The 18,973-nt window shown below is 37.5% G+C and carries 13 protein-coding genes, 3 tRNA genes and 2 pseudogenes; 16 read left to right on the top strand and 2 right to left on the bottom strand.

Annotated elements, in window-relative coordinates:
* From ACFINS_RS03740 to ACFINS_RS03770, 7 genes and pseudogenes are all read left to right on the top strand, one after another.
* Entirely contained in the window at positions 1-1,359 is a 1,359-nt protein-coding gene (locus ACFINS_RS03740) for a sigma-54-dependent transcriptional regulator (protein WP_375611278.1), read from the top strand.
* A 4-nt stretch (positions 1,360-1,363) separates the two neighbouring features.
* Positions 1,364-2,740 (top strand): Trk system potassium transporter TrkA, encoded by a 1,377-nt coding sequence (gene trkA / locus ACFINS_RS03745; protein ID WP_375611279.1) that lies wholly within the window; start codon positions 1,364-1,366, stop codon positions 2,738-2,740.
* A gap of 10 nt (positions 2,741-2,750) precedes the next feature.
* A pseudogene (locus ACFINS_RS03750) lies at positions 2,751-3,559 on the top strand (hypothetical protein).
* A gap of 147 nt (positions 3,560-3,706) precedes the next feature.
* Positions 3,707-4,339, top strand: a complete 633-nt coding sequence (clpP, locus tag ACFINS_RS03755) for an ATP-dependent Clp endopeptidase proteolytic subunit ClpP (protein ID WP_375611281.1) — start codon at positions 3,707-3,709, stop codon at positions 4,337-4,339.
* 182 nt (positions 4,340-4,521) lie between these two features.
* On the top strand, positions 4,522-5,796 hold the full coding sequence (gene clpX, locus ACFINS_RS03760) for an ATP-dependent Clp protease ATP-binding subunit ClpX (RefSeq protein WP_273723371.1): 1,275 nt from the start codon (positions 4,522-4,524) through the stop codon (positions 5,794-5,796).
* Positions 5,797-5,979: 183 nt separating this feature from the next.
* Complete coding sequence (lon, locus tag ACFINS_RS03765) at positions 5,980-8,406, top strand: endopeptidase La (RefSeq protein WP_375611282.1); 2,427 nt, start codon at positions 5,980-5,982, stop codon at positions 8,404-8,406.
* A gap of 229 nt (positions 8,407-8,635) precedes the next feature.
* A complete protein-coding gene (locus ACFINS_RS03770) occupies positions 8,636-8,914 on the top strand; it encodes an HU family DNA-binding protein (RefSeq protein WP_375611283.1) in 279 nt (92 codons plus the stop codon).
* Between the two features lie 1,056 nt (positions 8,915-9,970).
* On the opposite strand, the gene trmFO is transcribed toward ACFINS_RS03770, so the two are convergent.
* Complete coding sequence (gene trmFO / locus ACFINS_RS03775; protein ID WP_375649634.1) at positions 9,971-11,383, bottom strand: methylenetetrahydrofolate--tRNA-(uracil(54)-C(5))-methyltransferase (FADH(2)-oxidizing) TrmFO; 1,413 nt, start codon at positions 11,381-11,383, stop codon at positions 9,971-9,973.
* Positions 11,384-11,517: 134 nt separating this feature from the next.
* On the opposite strand from trmFO, the gene ACFINS_RS03780 reads away from it, so the two are divergent.
* The 6 genes from ACFINS_RS03780 to ACFINS_RS03805 all read left to right on the top strand — a co-directional run bounded on the left by ACFINS_RS03780 (position 11,518) and on the right by ACFINS_RS03805 (position 17,495).
* Positions 11,518-11,600 (top strand) — tRNA-Leu (locus tag ACFINS_RS03780).
* Between the two features lie 135 nt (positions 11,601-11,735).
* Entirely contained in the window at positions 11,736-13,163 is a 1,428-nt protein-coding gene (gene tig / locus ACFINS_RS03785; protein ID WP_375705911.1) for a trigger factor, read from the top strand.
* A 130-nt stretch (positions 13,164-13,293) separates the two neighbouring features.
* On the top strand, positions 13,294-14,793 hold the full coding sequence (gene gatB, locus ACFINS_RS03790; protein WP_375620773.1) for an Asp-tRNA(Asn)/Glu-tRNA(Gln) amidotransferase subunit GatB: 1,500 nt from the start codon (positions 13,294-13,296) through the stop codon (positions 14,791-14,793).
* Positions 14,794-14,974: 181 nt separating this feature from the next.
* Complete coding sequence (locus ACFINS_RS03795; RefSeq protein WP_375705912.1) at positions 14,975-15,373, top strand: NADH:ubiquinone oxidoreductase subunit NDUFA12; 399 nt, start codon at positions 14,975-14,977, stop codon at positions 15,371-15,373.
* Positions 15,374-15,462: 89 nt separating this feature from the next.
* Entirely contained in the window at positions 15,463-15,888 is a 426-nt protein-coding gene (locus tag ACFINS_RS03800) for a DUF2155 domain-containing protein (protein ID WP_375611302.1), read from the top strand.
* Positions 15,889-16,763: 875 nt separating this feature from the next.
* The gene (locus ACFINS_RS03805) at positions 16,764-17,495 is read left to right on the top strand and encodes a rhomboid family intramembrane serine protease (RefSeq protein WP_375649652.1); all 732 of its coding nucleotides are present in this window, start codon (positions 16,764-16,766) and stop codon (positions 17,493-17,495) included.
* Here ACFINS_RS03805 and ACFINS_RS03810 read toward each other — a convergent pair.
* The gene (locus ACFINS_RS03810) at positions 17,492-18,322 is read right to left on the bottom strand and encodes a TrmH family RNA methyltransferase (RefSeq protein WP_375649657.1); all 831 of its coding nucleotides are present in this window, start codon (positions 18,320-18,322) and stop codon (positions 17,492-17,494) included. The genes ACFINS_RS03805 and ACFINS_RS03810 overlap by 4 nt on opposite strands.
* A gap of 205 nt (positions 18,323-18,527) precedes the next feature.
* Here ACFINS_RS03810 and ACFINS_RS03815 point away from each other — a divergent pair.
* The 3 genes and pseudogenes from ACFINS_RS03815 to ACFINS_RS03825 all read left to right on the top strand — a co-directional run.
* A tRNA-Tyr gene (locus ACFINS_RS03815) sits at positions 18,528-18,611 on the top strand.
* Between the two features lie 31 nt (positions 18,612-18,642).
* Positions 18,643-18,716, top strand: a tRNA-Gly gene (locus tag ACFINS_RS03820).
* Positions 18,717-18,897: 181 nt separating this feature from the next.
* Positions 18,898-18,973: pseudogene (locus ACFINS_RS03825) on the top strand (elongation factor Tu); the annotation flags it as partial.

The following is an 18,973-nucleotide window of genomic DNA, read 5'->3' on the forward strand; positions in this document are numbered from 1 at the left end:
ATGGTATCAGATATCTTGATTGTTGATGATGAAGCAGATATTCGTGAGCTTGTTGCCGGTATTTTAGATGATGAAGGTTATGAAACGCGTGTTGCTTGTAACTCTGATGAAGCATTGGCTCAAATTAGTGAGCGTATTCCAAAGCTCATTTTTTTGGATATTTGGCTACAGGGTAGTCGTCTCGATGGTTTAGCACTGCTTGATGAAATTAAAACACAATATCCGGCTCTTCCGGTCGTTATGATCTCTGGTCATGGTAATATTGAGACGGCTGTTTCCGCTATAAAGCGAGGGGCATATGATTTCATTGAAAAACCTTTTAAAGCTGATAGACTTGTATTGGTTGCAGAGAGAACACTTGAAAATTCAAATTTAAAACGTGAGCTTTTAGAATTGCGAAAGCGTTCGAACGAGACATTAGAGTTGCTCGGAAAATCGACAGTTATAAAAAATTTGCGTCAAATCATAGAAAAAGTAGCACCAACCAATAGTCGCATCATGATAACAGGTCCTTCAGGGGCAGGAAAAGAGACTGTTGCACGAGCTATTCATGCGCTCTCAACGCGTTCGAATGGGCCATTTGTTACAATAAATGCTGCAACGATTACTCCGGAAAGAATGGAAATAGAGCTGTTTGGCAGCGAAATGGAGGGAAGAGAGCGTAAAATTGGTGCCTTAGAGGAAGCTCATGGCGGTATCTTATATCTTGATGAAATTGCTGATATGCCGCGTGAGACTCAAGGGAAGATTCTTCGGGTTTTAACGGGGCAAACATTTGAGAGAATTGGCGGCACAAAACGTGTTAAGGTGGATGTCCGTATCATTTCTTCGACAGCGCAAAATCTTGAAAACCTCATTTCTGATGGGCGCTTTAGGGAGGATCTTTTTCACCGTCTTTCCGTTGTTCCTATTGTTGTTCCGCCCCTTTCAGCGCGTCGTGAAGATATTCCAGAACTTGTACATCATTTTGTAAAAACAATATCACAGCAGGTTGGGATTAAACCGCGTGCAATCAGTGATGATGTGATTGCTATTTTGCAAACGCACGCTTGGCCGGGTAATGTGCGGCAATTACGTAATAATATTGAGCGTCTTCTTATTCTTGTGCGGGATGGTGATGGTCCTATAACAGCGGACTTTCTTCCCAGTGAAGTAAGTGATTCTTTGCCACGTCTTCAAATGGATTCAGATGAAAGTATAATGGATTTGCCGTTACGTGAAGCTCGAGAATTATTTGAAAAGAGATATTTAGTGGCGCAGATTGGGCGTTTGGGTGGAAATATATCACGTACTGCTGAATTTATAGGCATGGAGCGTTCAGCTTTGCACCGTAAACTTAAAGCGCTTGGAGTTTCTTAAAGCGATGCGTATTATTATTTGTGGAGCAGGACAGGTTGGTTATGGGATAGCAGAGCGTCTTGCTGCTGAAAATCACGATGTTACTGTTATTGATATTGAAACGAGATTAATTGAAAAGATTCGCGATACATTGGATGTGAGAGGTTTTGTTGGTCACGGTTCACGGCCTGAAGTTCTTTTGGCTGCAGATGCAGACAAAGCTGATATGTTGATTGCTGTCACTTTGTTTGATGAAGTTAATATGGTAGCTTGCCAAGTAGCACATTCATTATTTAATGTGCCCACAAAAATTGCTCGTATTCGCTCACAATCTTATTTAGAACCACGTTATAAGACGCTTTTTTCCAGAGAGAATATTCCCATTGATGTGGTTATTTCGCCAGAAGTTGAAGTTGGGGAAATGGTTTTGCGCCGTATTGCTTTACCTGGTGCAATAGATGTTCTTTATTTTTGTAATGATGATATTGTGGCACTAGCTTTGGAATGCATGGAAGATTGTCCCGTTATTAATACACCTTTGCGTCAATTAACAGAGCTTTTTCCAGATCTTCATACGACGGTTACTGCTATTAAACGTGGCGCGGAATTATTGGTTGCACATTCAGAAACGCAACTACGCGTTGGTGATATAACCTATCTTGTTGTTTCTCGTGAACAGATGCGTCGTGCTGTTGGGCTTTTTGGTCATAAAGAACAAGATGCCCACCGCATGATTATTGCAGGGGGTGGTCACATTGGCCTTTATGTTGCACAGGCTATTGAAAAGCGTTTTCATAAATTAAAATTGAAGATTATAGAAGCGCATAGAGAAAGAGCCCTCACAATTGCTGATCAGCTTGAAAAAACAACAGTTTTATACGGTAACGTGTTAGATCCAGTGATTCTTCAAGATGCGGGAATTGATCAGTCCGATTTAATGATTACATTGACCAATCAAGATCAGGTTAATCTCTTAAGCGCTATTATTGCTAAAAGATTGGGCTGCAAAGCCAATATGGTATTGATTAATAATGTTGCCTATCAAGAATTTAGTCGTGCTGTTGGTGTGGATGCATATCTTAATCCCCATAGTGTTACAATATCGAGAATTTTGCAACAAATGCGCCGTGGGCGTATTCGTTCTGTTCATTCAGTTTTTAATGGCCGAGCAGAAATTATTGAAGCTGAAGTGATGCAAACATCTTCATTGGTTGGTAAGTCATTATCAGAGCTCAATTTATCAGATGGTTTGAGAATTGGTGCAATTTATCGCAATAAGACAATAATACAGCTTTCGGCAGATACGCGTATTTTGTCTGGTGATAGAATAGTGATTTTTGCTCTTGCTGATAGGGTTCGTGATGTTGAACAACTCTTTCGCGTAAGTTTAGAATATTTTTGATGTATTATCTATGGATATTTGTACTTTTTGGTATAGTGGACAATTAAGATTGGTAGATAGGCTTTGTTTGTCTTCAATGGTTAAAACTGGACAGCGCGTTAAGCTTTTTAGTTATGATAAAAAAATAGATAATCTCCCTGCTGGTGTTGAGCTGTATGAAGCCGAATCAATTTTACCACGCTCAGCAATTTATCGCCTTGATCCCGATTTTTCTGATGATAAACTAGGGTGTACAATTGTTCAGTTCTCGGATTTTTTTCGTGTTATGCTGATGAAATATCAACAAGGTGTTTGGTTAGATACAGATGTTTACCTTGTTAAACAATTTCATCCAGATGCGGATAAGGTTTGGTTGGCAAGAGAAAATAATACAAGAGTAGGCGTTTCTGCACTTTATTTTCCGCCCAATAACCCTATTATAAAAATATTTGAGGATTATTGGGCAGGTGCAGAAATTATTCCTCATTGGCTTGGGTTTAAGCGTCGTGTTTGGAGACCGTTCTGGTTAAAGAGGAAAAAAATGCCGATTTTACTGGGAAATCTTGGCGTTACAATATTTGGCAATGATGGTATTTCACGATTAGCAAAACGATATGGTTTTTTCATGAAGCAAAGGAAAAGGAAACTTTTTATTATTGGACTGGGCGAAAAACTGAACGTATTTTTGAACCAGCTTTTGGCGTAAAGCCGCTTACAGATTCACGCTTGATAGGCTTTCATATTCACAGAAAGACAAAGACCACGAAAAGACCTCAGGAAGGAAGTTTTTACCATTGGGCGGTATCTCGCATTCCGGATGTTCATCATTTGTTTAGGTAGAGTTATTATTGCTATTTTAACTATTGAGATTTTAATCTATCTTATACAATCTCTTGATTGTAGCTTGCACAAGAGAGTAATGTTAACATATGGACAAAAACATTGAATGTGTAAAGAGCGGTTGTTATATGAACGGAAAGTAAAAATATGAGTGATCCAATGAAAACAGCATTAAGCCTTGTTCCTATGGTTATTGAACAAACAAATCGTGGTGAACGGGCCTATGATATTTTTTCCCGTCTTTTAAAGGAACGGATTATTTTTATTAATGGACCTGTTGAAGATGGTATGGCAATGCTTGTTTGTGCACAATTGCTTTTTTTGGAAGCGGAAAATCCTAAAAAAGAAATTAGTCTTTATATTAATTCTCCAGGTGGTGTCGTAACATCTGGTATGGCTATTTATGATACTATGCAGTTTATTCGCCCTCCTGTTTCTACGCTTTGCATGGGGCAAGCGGCATCTATGGGGTCTTTATTATTAACGGCTGGAGCAAAAGGTCATCGTTTTACATTGCCAAACGCACGTATTATGGTGCATCAACCATCTGGTGGTTTTCAAGGTCAAGCTTCAGATATTGAGCGACATGCGCAAGATATTATAAAGATGAAACGGCGTTTAAATGAAATTTATGTTCAACATACGAGTCAAGATTATGAGGTTATAGAGAGAACTCTCGATCGCGATCATTTTATGACAGCAGAAGAAGCCAAAGCGTTTGGCTTAGTTGATGATGTTATACAATACCGTGCAGAAACTGAAAAAGAAGAAAAAGATTAAGAATTTTTATAGAAAAAACAGCTACTTTAAATCAAGAGTTTTATAAAAAATATCGCAAAATAAGAGAAACACCTAAAAGTATTGAGACATGCATGGTTTTCTATATGTCTTTTAGTTTTCATGATGAAAGGCTTCCTTTGAAAAGGCAAAGTGTTCATATATTGTGGTGAAAGGAAAGAAAAATGAGCAAAATTAGCAATAGCGGGAACGAATCAAAAAATACTCTCTATTGCTCGTTCTGCGGCAAGAGTCAGCATGAGGTGCGTAAGCTCATTGCGGGGCCTACTGTATTTATCTGTGATGAATGTGTAGAGCTTTGCATGGATATTATTCGGGAAGAAAATAAGTCTTCTGGGGTTAAGGTGCGTGATGGTGTTCCTACGCCACAGGAAATTATAACAGTTCTTGATGACTATGTTATTGGTCAGCAGCATGCAAAGCGTGTTCTTTCTGTTGCTGTTCATAATCATTATAAACGGTTGGCGCATCAGTCTAAAAGCAATGATATTGAGTTGGCTAAATCAAATATTCTTCTTGTTGGTCCAACGGGTTGTGGTAAAACTTATCTTGCACAAACATTAGCACGTATTATTGATGTGCCTTTTACGATGGCGGATGCGACCACTTTGACTGAAGCGGGTTATGTGGGAGAAGATGTTGAAAATATTATTTTGAAGCTTCTTCAAGCAGCAGATTATAATGTTGAACGTGCGCAGCGTGGTATTGTTTATATTGATGAGGTTGATAAGATTTCTCGTAAAGCAGACAATCCTTCTATTACAAGAGATGTTTCGGGGGAAGGAGTTCAGCAAGCATTATTAAAAATTATGGAAGGAACGATTGCTTCTGTTCCTCCTCAAGGTGGACGTAAGCATCCGCAACAAGAGTTTCTTCAGGTTGACACCACAAACATCTTATTCATTTGTGGGGGAGCTTTTGCAGGTTTAGAACGGATTATTTCAGGGCGTGGTGAAAAAACTTCTATTGGTTTTTCTGCGACTGTTAAGGCTCCGGATGAGCGTTGTGTCGGTGAAATTTTTCGTGATTTAGAGCCTGAAGATCTTATTAAATTTGGTTTAATACCAGAATTTATTGGGCGGCTTCCTATAGTCGCTACCTTAGAGGATTTAGATGTTAACGCCCTCATGCAAATTTTATCCCAACCTAAAAATGCGTTAGTAAAGCAATATCAGCGTCTTTTTGAAATGGAGAATGTTGAGTTAGCATTTCATGAAGATGCTTTACGTGTTATTGCAAAGAAAGCAATTGAACGTAAAACTGGTGCTCGTGGTTTACGTTCTATTATGGAGAAGATCCTTCTTGAGACGATGTTTGAGCTACCGGCTCTTGAAGGCGTTCAAAAAGTGGTTATTTCGAGTGATGTCGTTGATGGTAAAGCGCGTCCTCTTTATATTTACTCAGAACGTGCAGAAGATAAAGAAAATGTATCAGCATGACATTGTGCGATGCACAATATAAAAGGTGGTAGTGAACGGTATTTGATAGGTGTTTCTAATAATATCATTATAATGCTTGATTTATGTATGAGTAATTACCACTTCATGTACAGTGAAGAGCTGAGATTTTCTAAAGGTGGGCTAATTGTTGTAGATAGCTCATAGGCTCCAGAAAGGAGAGTTATGCAATATATTGATGAAAAGACAGATGAAGTAAGAGATGGGGTTTATGCTGTTTTACCTCTTCGTGATATTGTTGTCTTCCCCCATATGATTGTTCCACTTTTTGTGGGCCGCGAAAAATCAATTCGTGCTCTTGAAGAAACGATGGCGGTTGATAAGCAAATACTATTGGTGACACAAAAAAATGCTTCTGATGACGATCCAAAATCAGAGGATGTTTATCATATTGGTACATTTGCTAATATTCTTCAACTTTTAAAGCTTCCTGATGGTACTGTAAAGGTTTTGGTTGAAGGAACTGCACGTGCAAAAATTAGTCAATTTTCTTTAAGTGAAGGTTATCATCAGGCTTTTGCAACTGTTACAGAAGAACCTAGAGAGAGTGATGTTGAGATTGAAGCTCTTTCAAGGTCAGTGATTACTTATTTTGAAAACTATGTAAAGCTTAATAAAAAAATCTCTCCTGAAGTTGTGAATGCGATTGGCCAGCTTGATAATCCTTCTAAGCTTGCCGATACGATTGCTTCTCATTTGATGATTAAACTGGCAGAAAAACAGGAAATATTAGAGCTCTTACCTGTGCGGGCCCGTCTTGAACGTGTTTTGTCCTTCATGGAAGGAGAAATTTCTGTTTTGCAGGTTGAAAAACGTATTCGTTCGCATGTTAAACGGCAAATGGAAAAAAACCAACGAGAATATTATCTCAATGAGCAGATGAAGGCTATTCAAAAAGAGTTAGGAGCAGGTGATGATAGCCGAGATGAACTCTCTGAATTAGAAGAACGTATCAAGAATACAAAACTATCCAAGGAAGCACAGGAAAAAGCTGGAGCAGAATTGAGAAAATTACGGAATATGTCTCCTATGTCTGCAGAAGCGACAGTTGTACGTAACTATCTTGATTGGTTATTAGCAATGCCTTGGGGTAAAAAATCTAAGATTAAAAACAATTTAGATTTTGCTGAAAAGGTCATGAATAATGAACATTTTGGTCTTGAAAAAGTTAAGGAGCGAATTATTGAATATTTGGCCGTACAAAGTCGCGCGTCAAAGATAAAAGGTCCCATTATTTGTTTATTAGGTCCTCCAGGTGTAGGGAAAACATCATTAGCGCGCTCTATTGCAAAGGCAACGGGACGTGAGTATGTTCGTATCTCATTGGGAGGTGTCCGAGATGAAGCAGAAATTCGTGGACATCGCCGAACATATATTGGATCGATGCCTGGAAAAATTATCCAGTCTATGAAAAAAGCAAAAAAATCTAATCCGCTTTTCTTGCTTGATGAAATTGATAAAATGGGCCAAGATTTTCGTGGTGATCCTTCATCCGCTTTATTAGAAGTTCTTGATCCTGAACAAAATGGTACATTCATTGATCACTATTTGGAAGTTGAATATGATCTTTCTGATGTCATGTTTATCACAACTGCCAATACGCTTAATATTCCAGGTCCGTTAATGGATCGTATGGAAATTATTCGTATCGCTGGTTATACTGAATGTGAGAAAATGGAAATTGTTAAACAGCATCTTTTACCAAAGGCACTAAAAGATCACTGTTTATCTAAAAAAGAACTCAGTATTTCTGATGGCGCACTAAGGTCAATTATTCAGTTTTATACACGTGAGGCAGGCGTTCGTAACCTTGAACGTGAACTCATGAAAATTTCCCGCAAATCCGTTACAAAAATTCTCAAAACACATCAAAAATCTGTAAAAGTTACAGAAAGTAATATTCATGATTTCTTGGGTATTAAACGTTATCATTACAATCAGATTGAAGGAGAAAATCAAGTTGGTGTTGTAACAGGTCTTGCGTGGACAGAAGTCGGTGGAGAGTTATTGACTATTGAAGGAGTTATGATGCCCGGCAAAGGGAAGATGACTGTAACTGGAAATTTACGTGATATTATGAAAGAGTCCATTTCAGCGGCAGCATCTTATGTACGTTCTCGTGCTGTTGATTTTGGTATTGAACCTCCACTTTTTGAAAAACGCGATATCCATGTTCATGTTCCAGAGGGTGCGACACCAAAAGATGGCCCATCGGCTGGGATTGCAATGGTGACAGCAATTGTTTCGGTCCTTACAGGAGTAGCTGTGCATAAAGATATTGCAATGACTGGTGAAATTACTTTACGTGGACGCGTTTTACCCATTGGTGGATTAAAAGAAAAACTCTTAGCAGCTCTTCGAGGAGGGATAAAAAAAGTACTTATTCCTGAAGAAAATGCAAAAGATTTGGTTGATATTCCTGATGATGTCAAAAATAATATGGAAATTATTCCGGTAAATCATGTGAGTGAAGTTTTGAAACACGCTTTGGTTCGTTTTCCAGACACTATTGAATGGAAAGAACCCTCTACAGGGGCTGTGCCAATCCGGTCAGAGAGCAGTGATAGTGAAGGAATACAGATTGCGCACTGATTCACTTATCTCATTTATAACGGCATTTTTTAGGTGGTAGAAGATGTTGTTGAGGTTATTATTCTGTTTTTTGTTGGAAAAAGTGAAAAATTCCGTGAATAACTGTGATTATTGCTAAAAAAACAATGTTTTGGATAAAAATAAGACTTCTGTTTGCTGTACTTTTCAATAAACTGACCAATAACATGATTAAGTCATGTTCAGGTAATATAGGGAAAGGAAATATTTTATGAATAAAAGTGAATTCGTTAGCTCCGTTGCTGAAAAGGCAGGTGTTTCGAAAGCGCAAGCTGGTGCTGTTGTTGATGCTTTTATGGCTTCTGTAACAGAAGCTTTGGCTTCAGGGGGAGATGTTCGTCTTCCAGGTTTTGGCACTTTTGAAGTTTCTCATCGTGCTGCAACAAAGGGGCGTAATCCTTCAACTGGTGCTGAAATCGATATTCCAGCACGTTCTGTACCCAAATTTTCTGCAGGAAAAAGCCTTAAAGAAGCAGTTAATAAAAAATAATTTAAGCTACATTAAAAAAACCCGATTTATTTATAAACGGGTTTTTTTAACACATGTGTTATGCTTGTTTTTCACATAAAACTTTGAGATCCTTGCGATATTTTTTATTTTCATGTATTGCTGAAATATATTGTTTTTAGTCTTTTCAATGAAATATTGTACTGTATTAATTGAGCGCGGGTATGGCTTATAAAATGTAATATTAACTTTTATTACGCTGAAGTGTTACGGTATTTATTTCAAAACAAGATCCGTAAATAATATGAAGCGGAAAACTCTGTAAAGTCCATAAAAGTTATTATATATCACCATTTACGCTTAATAAAAGTGCATGTTGGTGCCACCTTGCTATCTATTTTCTCAGTTCCTATAATGTTGCGACTAGCCCCAGATATCTGAGACGAGTGCATAAGGGATAGTTTTATTCTTTTACTCTTATACGCCAACCTTTCTTGTGACGCACCAAGAGGATAATTTTATTGATTTATTATAAGATCCTGAAATAAAAAAATCTTTTGATATTCAGATTTGGTTTTTAATATTGGGATTTTTCTTGGCATTTGAGAGGGGAGAGATAGCTCCAGCTCTATCCTACAAATATTTTTTCCATATCTTTATTTCACTTGTGATATGCAAGCGAGTATTTTTCCTTCATCATACAAGAGTTAAAATGAGAGAACATCACAAATTTTGAGGGAGGAAGTTAAAAAACAGAAAAATTACTCTTATAAAATAATATACATTACGTAATATAAAAACTATTAATAAAGATAGTACAGTATTACTTGTGTATCTCCATTTATTTATTTTGATTATTCATAATATGTTTATATAATTATTTTGTTTTTAGTCATTAAATCATATTAAATTATTGATAGCGGTAAAGTTTTTTTATAGCCAAAAGTTATTTTACAGCATCTACATAATTGAATAAATGATGAAACGTAGGGTAGTATTTATTGATTGGGGGAGACAGTCTTTAAAAGGCTTTAGAATGATTTTTTCACGAGAGTTATAAAGATCTATTCAGTAGGAGAGAGGCGAATCGTGTGTTTTTTATAAACAGGAGCTCTTTGATTCTTTATTTGCTAACCACTGAGTACAATCATTGAGAGCTCTCGCTGTTATGGCTTGTTTTTTTACTAATTTTTTTTCTTTACTTGGTAAGCGTTTTCCTGAATGTTTAATAGAAGCAATAGGCGGAAAGAGTCCGAAATTGATATTCATTGGCTGAAAAGATTGTGTTTCTGCTTTTTCATCTATGATGTGTCCCCCTGTAATATGATTCAAAAGGGCTCCGAATGCTGTAGTTTGTGGGGGTAGGTAAGGGGAAATATGATGATATTCGGCAGCAGCAAAACGTCCAGCAAGAAGCCCTATTGCCGCTGATTCTACATAACCTTCACATCCGGTAATTTGCCCTGCAAAGCGTAGTTGTTTTTTTTGTTTTAAACGAAGGGTTTGATCAAGAATAATTGGCGAGTTGAGGTAGGTATTGCGGTGAAGACCACCAAGACGCGCAAACTCTGCTTTTTCAAGACCGGGAATCATTCTAAAAATGCGAATTTGTTCACCATATTTCAATTTTGTCTGAAAGCCGACCATATTATAAAGCGTTCCAAGTTTATTATCTTGGCGTAATTGAACGACAGCATAGGGTTTAACTGTAGGGTTATGGGCATTAGTTAAGCCCATAGGTTTCATAGGACCATGTCTTAACGTTTCAATTCCGCGCTCAGCCATAATTTCAATGGGGAGGCATCCATCAAAATAGGGCGTTTTTTCAAAGTCACGAAACTCTGTTTTTTCAGCATTTTTTAACGCTTCAACGAATGTTTCATATTGTTCTTTGTTGAGGGGACAATTAAGATAATCTTTTCCTGTTCCCTCAGGACCAATTTTATCATAGCGAGACTGATACCAACAAATGTTGATATCAATACTGTCGGTATGGATAATAGGTGCAATTGCATCAAAAAAAGAAAGAGCTTTTATACCGGTTATTGCTTGTAATTTTTGAGCAAGTGCAGGCGATGTAAGGGGGCCTGTTGCAATGACAACATGTTTCCAAGCTTTAGGAATTTCTTGAACTTCTTCACGTTTGATTGTTATAAGAGGGTGGTTTTCAAGTGCTGTCGTAACGGTTTTTGAAAATCCATCACGGTCAACAGCAAGAGCACTACCTGCGGGAACTTTGTTGGCATCAGCAGCTTTCATAATTAACGATTTTGCTAATCGCATTTCAGCATGTAAAAGTCCTACGGCATTTGTTAATGAATCATCGCAACGAAACGAATTTGAACAAACCAGTTCTGCCAATTTATCGGTTTTATGGGCATCTGATTTTTTTTCGGGTCGCATTTCATGCAAAACAACAGAAATTCCTGACTGAGCGATTTGCCAGCTTGCTTCACACCCCGCAAGACCGCCACCGATGATATGAATTGGGATATCAAATGTCTTTAACATAATTGACTTTTAGCGTAAGCAGTTATGTATGAAAAGCATAGATTTTGTTTTTTTTAATATATTTGTTTGCTTTTTTTCTGTAATTAATGGTATAGAAACGCCGCTTGTATAAGGTTATTAGCTTGTAAGTTTGAGCGGATGTGGCGAAATTGGTAGACGCACCAGATTTAGGTTCTGGCGGGAGACCGTGGGGGTTCGAGTCCCTCCATCCGCACCAAAGCAATCCCTTAAGTGCTACGGATTTCTACGTGTCTGAAATTCCGCTTCATGGTAAATGTAACACTCGAAGTGTTAGAATGTAATGATTATTAGAGTGGGTTGATCCCTCTCCTTAGAAAAATGAAGGTGTTTAATGCAGGTTACCGAGACGCTTAATGAAGGACTGAAGCGCGAAATTAAGATCGTGGTTCCAGCGAAAGATTTAGAAGAAAAGTTGAATGAACGATTGGATGATACCAAGGGAAAAATCAAGCTTAATGGTTTTCGTCCCGGTAAAGTGCCTAGTGGGCATTTGCGAAAAATGTATGGTAAATCCTTTATGGCGGAGATTCTCAATGAGATACTCAGTGATGCACCTCGTTCTATTTTAGCGGACCGCAATGAACGTGCAGCGATGCAGCCAAAAATTGATATAGATGAAGATGAAAAAATTCTAGATGGCAAAGCTGATTTTACTTTTAGTTTAAAGTATGAAGTTTTACCAAAAATTGACATTAAAGATTTTGAACATATTAAGGTTATCCGTGAAATTGCAATTATTCCTGAACAGGATATTGATGATCAAGTCAATCGCGTCCTTTCTTCTACGCGTAATTATTCTCTAAAAGAGGGGAATTCTGAAGAAGGTGATCGCATTACCATAGATTATCAAGGTAAGCTTGAAGGCGTTCCATTTGAAGGTGGGGCAGATAGTGATGCACAACTGATTCTTGGGTCAAAACAATTTATTCCTGGTTTTGAAGAGCAATTGGTTGGTGTGAAAGCTGGGGATGTAAAAACGATTTTTGTTAAATTTTCTGATAATTACAGTGCGGCACATTTGGCGGGACGGGAAGCAGAGTTTGACATTACTGTCAAAGCTGTCTTTAAACCAGATGAATTAAAAATTGATGATGAAGCAGCGCAAAAAGTTGGTTTAGAGTCTCTAGATCGCTTACGTGAGGTCGTTCGTGGGCAGATTGAAAGCCAATATGGTTCAGTGACACGTCAAAAAGTTAAGCGTCAAATTCTTGATGCTTTAGATGCTGATTATAATTTTGAGATTCCTGAAGAACTTTTAGAGGTTGAGTTTAACAATATATGGGCTCAGGTTAATGATGATTTGAAAAAGGCTGGGCGCAGTTTTGAAGATGAAGGTATTACAGAAGAAAAGGCACGTGAGGAATATCGTGTCCTTGCGCAGCGTCGTGTTCGTCTTGGTTTGGTGCTTTCTGAAATTGGAATGAAGGTTGGTGTTAAAGTTAGTGAGGATGAGCTAAAAGCAGCAGTTTTTGATCAGGTTCGCCAATATCCAGGACAAGAGAAAGAGATTATGGATTTTTTCCGTAAGACTCCGGAAGCTGTTGAAAATCTACGTGCTCCGATTTTTGAAGAAAAGGTCATTGATCATTTATTAGCACAGATAAAAGTCACAGACAAAGAAGTGACGGTTGAAGAGTTGATGAAAGAATATGACGAATCAGATATCCCTGAAGAAAAGCCGGCAAAGAAAAAGTCTGAAGTGAAAGAAACGTCTACAGAGAAAAAACCAGCTAAGAAAAAGGCTCCTAAAAAAACTTAATATTTATGCAAACAACACAAGCCCGATAAAATCGGGCTTGTGTTGTAAGATTTATATCCTAGGATTGCACTGAGAGAATGGTTTTAGATAAGCCATGAGTGAATTTTAAAATATTGGTAGTGGATTGGCAATGAGCATCATTGATACGCGTACTCCTGATTCTAAGCGTTTTATTTCTGGAGTTACAGGTGATTGGGAAGTCATCATTGGCATGGAAGTTCATGCGCAAATCATATCAAATTCGAAACTTTTTTCAGGAGCATCAACCAAATTTGGTGCAGAGCCGAACAATCATGTATCACTTATTGATGCAGCCATGCCAGGTATGTTGCCTGTTCTTAATCAAGAATGTGTTCGTCAAGCGGTTCGAACGGGTTTAGGATTAAAGGCGCATATTAATTTAAAATCTGTTTTTGATCGCAAAAACTATTTTTATCCAGATTTACCGCAGGGGTATCAGATTTCTCAATTTCGCTATCCCATTGTAGGAGAGGGAAAGATTATTATATCTGTTGGTCCAGATTCAAATGGCCAATTTGAGGATATTGAAGTGGGAATTGAGAGGTTGCACCTTGAACAGGATGCTGGAAAATCGATGCACGATCAACATCCAACGATGTCTTTTGTAGATCTTAATCGTTCTGGTGTTGCTCTTATGGAAATTGTTTCCAAGCCTGATATGCGCTCATCAGATGAAGCTAAAGCCTATATGACAAAATTGCGTACGATTGTTCGTTATTTGGGCACTTGCGATGGCAATATGGATGAAGGTTCTATGCGTGCAGATGTCAATGTATCTGTTCGTCGTCCTGGTGAAGGTTTTGGAACGCGCTGTGAAATTAAAAACGTTAATTCTATTCGCTTTATTGGTCAAGCAATTGAATATGAAGCGCGTCGTCAGATCGCAATTTTAGAAGATGGAGGCGTCATAGATCAAGAGACTCGGCTTTTTGATGCCGCTAAAGGTGAAACGCGCTCTATGCGCTCAAAGGAAGAAGCGCATGACTATCGTTATTTTCCTGATCCTGATCTTTTACCGTTAGAATTTGATCAAGCATTTGTGGATGCTTTGGCAGCAGACTTACCAGAGTTGCCTGACGCTATAAAAGCACGTTTTGTTAAGGAAATGGGATTGACAGTGTATGATGCTTCCATTCTTGTGACAGAAAAGGCTATTGCTGATTATTTTGAAGAGGTAGCGCGTGGGCGTGATGGAAAAATAGTTGCCAATTGGGTGATTAACGACCTTTTAGGGGCTTTAAATAAAGATAATCGTGAGATTGAAGAGTCACCAGTATCGCCAAATCAATTGGGAAGCATTATTGATCTTATAAAAGAAGGAGTTATTTCTGGAAAAATTGCCAAAGATCTTTTTGAGATTATTTGGAATGAGGGGGGAGATGCACGCCAAATTGTAGAAGAACGAAATATGAAGCAGGTAACGGATACAAAGGCTATTGAAAGAGCTGTTGATGAGATCGTTGCCAATAATTCTGATAAAGTTGCGCAAGCAAAGCACAAACCTGCTTTAGCTGGTTGGTTTGTTGGACAGGTAATGAAAGTAACAGGTGGTAAGGCAAATCCCCAAGCTGTTAATGAATTGGTTAAGATGAAACTTGGCATAGATTAAATTTTATGGGGTGGAGAAGAAGCCATACATATGATATCTTCTTGAAATTAAAGGATAGCACGTTAACCTATCAATTGGAATTGTAGTTGAATTTACTAGTAACTTTTTCGATAATTTCAATCGTTAATAATTTTATTCCAACGATTAATTTCATGAACGCACTAAATGAATGGAATAGCAGATGGCTCGTTTTTTTAAGCAAATCTTCACATGGTGGAATGGCAATACCATTGGTACGCGTTTTTTCACATGGCGCAAAGGTAAGCAGATAGGGGAAGATCAATTTGGAAATATATATTATGAAGGAGGACTTCATAAGGATGGTTATCCGCACCGTTGGGTTATCTATAAAGACTATTCTGAGGCCTCTACTATTCCACCAGGTTGGCATGGCTGGATTCATCATCGCTGTGAGTGTCCACCAACACAAGAGGATTATCATCCTTATGAATGGGAAAAGCCTCATGTTGCAAATATGACAGGAACAAGTGAGGGCTATCGACCAAAGGGAGCTATAACCTCCAATGGAGAGCGTTCTTGTGTGCATGAAGATTATGATGCGTGGTCACCTAAAAAATAACATGTTTTAATGTGCGTGTGTATTTTTGTCTTATTTGACTCTATGTTATGAAAAGAATTATTTTTTAAGGTGCGATTGATTTTGATATGATGAGATTTTTTTTATTGTTAGGGGCGAGGCATTTTTTTTATATTTTTTTTATGGAAATTTTAGTGTTTTTATCCTTAAATAATGGGGTGCGGGCTGAGCGTATTAGCAATGGAATTGCTGTTTTTGCAGGTCTTGACAAAATCACGGGACGGACCACACGTTTTGAAGTTACTCTTGGTAAAATTTATCAGTACGGCGCATTACAGGTAACACCACGTGCGTGTTATACGAGCTCTAAAGATGAACCCACGCGTACAACTGGTTTTGTTGAAGTCAATGAAGTAACATTAGATAAAAAAATACGGCGTATTTTTACAGGATGGATGTTTGCAGATAGTCCTGGTTTGAACGCTGTTGAGCATCCTATTTATGATGTGTGGTTAAAGGATTGCAAGCAGAATGCTCAAGATCTTCCTCTTCAATAATTAGTGTGTTATCTATTTATAATACATTGATTTATAATGGTCCTTTATCATTTTACAACTTAATAGCAAATTCCTATGATTACCTCATTTAATTTTTTTTATATTGAATAATCCAAACTATTCTCTTGCGCGTTACAAGTGGCGGATGTGTCAATAACACTGTCTAAAAAAGGAATAAAAAATTCCGTCATGAACTGTTTAAATTCAAAGATGCATCATTAGAATCAACATATTTTTTAAGTGTTTCATAAGAGACAGTTCTTGAATTATATCTGTTAAAGGTTGAAATGAAAGGCTTGTTTATATTTGTTAAAGAGATGAACTGACGCTTTTGCATGTATGTGGGAAACAGATTATCAAGTAAGTAATTCATCATGAAACACTAATTATTATATCTAGAGAACACTGTATTGGTATTTTTCTCATAGAGATATCGTTTTTCGTTCAAAGCATAGAAGCAATGCAGGCCATATTAATGGAAAATTGAGATTTAAGATTCTTTAAAGTTTATCAATCGAAGTATAGCTTGGTTAAAAAATGCAATAATCAATATATTTCTAGTAAGAAAATAATGTTTATATATTTTTATTATACACCACCTCATAAGTGAGTTCGTCTATTCGTAAGTTCTTGTATATTGCATGGTAACTTCACATTTAAGTAAGTAGGATACCACTAAGTTTGTAAATCATATTCTTGATATCCATGCTTTTTAAAATCTTTTGTATAAAATACACGTGTTTTCATATAGAGCTATTGAAAATTTAAAAAGGGGCTTCGAAGAGGCGTTGAAAAGATTCTGCATCACTGGGAATGGTATATTTATTTTGTATAAAAGAATAACCCATTTTCTAAAAAATACGAGATTTTATACAATGAAAGTTTCTAGTCACCACCATAATGATGTTTCCCGATTGCCAAAACAACCTAAAGAACCCTTATTGAATGTTCCATTTATTATAGTTGTTTTGATAGCATTTTGTTTTTGTCTTTATTGCATTTCTCAGTATTTTTTTTCTCATCATGTTTATGTTGAAAGTCTTGAGCTTTTTTCATTTATACCAGCATTGTTTAAGAGGGATCCTGTAGCATTTTGTTATACCATGGTGAGTTATTCATTTATGCATAGTAGTTTTAAACATGTTGCTCTTAATATGGTTTGGCTTTTGGTTTTCGGTTCTCCTTTAGCAAGGCATTTTGGTGTTTTACGTTTTTTAATTTTTTGGGTGTTAACGGCAGTTATTTCTGTTTTGACTTATTTTACATTTCATCAAGAAAGTACCATATCACTTATTGGGGCGTCAGGTGCCGTATCTGGAATGATGGGTGCTATTGCACGTTACGGTTTTCCTAGTGGTAATCTAGCTGTCAATGCGCAGAACGAAAAACTTTTAGGACCTTTATTATCTGTCAAAAAAGCTCTGTGTTCTAAGGGGGTTCTTGTTTATATGAGTGTATGGCTGACGACTGATTTGATCATAGGTATTTCTTCTATTTTGTTTGAAGAAAATGGCATCTCAATAGCATGGGAAGCTCATATTGGCGGGTTTTTTGCGGGTTTTTTGTTGGTTGGTTTTTTTGATGTTTCACAAAAAATTAAAAACTAGAATCTAAGATATTGATGTGCCACATAAAGAGCTATTGTTGCTGCATTTGAAACATTTAATGATTTAATATTTCCAGGCATGTCAAGGCGTGTTAAAGCGCAAACGGTTTCGCGTGTTTTTTTACGTAAACCTTTACCTTCTGCTCCTAAAACAAGAGCAATTTTATTCCCTGTTAATGCTGTTTCTAGAGGTTGGTCACCTTCTGAATCGAGACCAAAGCTTGTAAAACCTGTTTGATGAAGTTCTTGAAGAGCTTCAGCAAGGTTTCGTACGGTAATATAATGAATCATTTCCAGAGCTCCAGATGCCGCTTTCGCAAGAACACCGCTTTCGTGGGGAGAGTGACGGCAAGTTGTAATAAGTGCTTTAGCTTTCAATGCAACTGCAGAGCGCATAATAGCGCCAACATTATGTGGATCGGTAATTTGATCCATGACAATGACCAGATCAGTATTGGTTAGTTCCGACAGTTTGCATGGTTTGAGGGGGAGAGTTTCCAAAACAATACCTTGATGAACAGCCTCACTTCCAACAAGCGAATCAAGATATTTGGGGGTGCATAATGTAACAGAGCAAGGATAATCTGATTCGGATATATTTAATCGTTTTAAGGCATTTTGTGTAACGTAAAGACATTTTAAAATTCTTTTTGGGTTTTCTAAAGCAGCCTGAACAGAATGAATGCCATAAAGATGGATGATCTCTTGCTGTAAAGAAGCAGCTTTCTTCTTTGGGTGTGTAAAAGATCGAGAAGGAGAGCCTTTTATATCGCGATATCGGCGACGCAAACGAGCATAATGAGAATTTTGTGATGTTTTTTCTTTCATAGCTTCTTTATAACGTATTAATAAGAAAAATAGAGAGAAAAAATCTATGATTTAAAATTATGAGCAGGAAATTTGTACAGAATTGTATTTATTCTGTTGACAGATACAATAGTAATCGTCATAACCACTTCGCAATCAGATTGAATTGAATGGGTATTCAAGGTGGTTGTCGTGATGTCTCATTACGCGACTTTATCGGTGTAATGGAGGGGTGCCCGAGTGGTTAAAGGGGGCGGACTGTAAATCCGTTGCGTATGCTACGTTGGTTCGAATCCAACCCCCTCCACCATTCATCGAAGGAGAGTTAGTACGTGGGTCATGCGGGTATAGCTCAATGGTAGAGCAGCAGCCTTCCAAGCTGAATATGCGGGTTCGATTCCCGCTACCCGCTCCAAATGGTTGTTGATGATTGGGCAAATAGGTATGATGGAGGATATTCCATTTATAGATTTGGTGGGGTTTTCCGTCTAAGAGTTGTGGTGATTGGGCTGTTTACAGTCTGGTCAGACTTAAATTTTGCAGAACTGTCCCTAGGTGCTAATAAAAATAGGGAATAAAACAAGAGATTAATAGCAATGGCGAAGAGCAAGTTTGAACGAACAAAACCGCATGTTAATATTGGTACGATTGGTCACGTTGATCATGGGAAGA

The sequence above is a fragment of the Bartonella sp. AA2SXKL genome, assembly GCF_042197205.1.
GTDB lineage: Bacteria > Pseudomonadota > Alphaproteobacteria > Rhizobiales > Rhizobiaceae > Bartonella.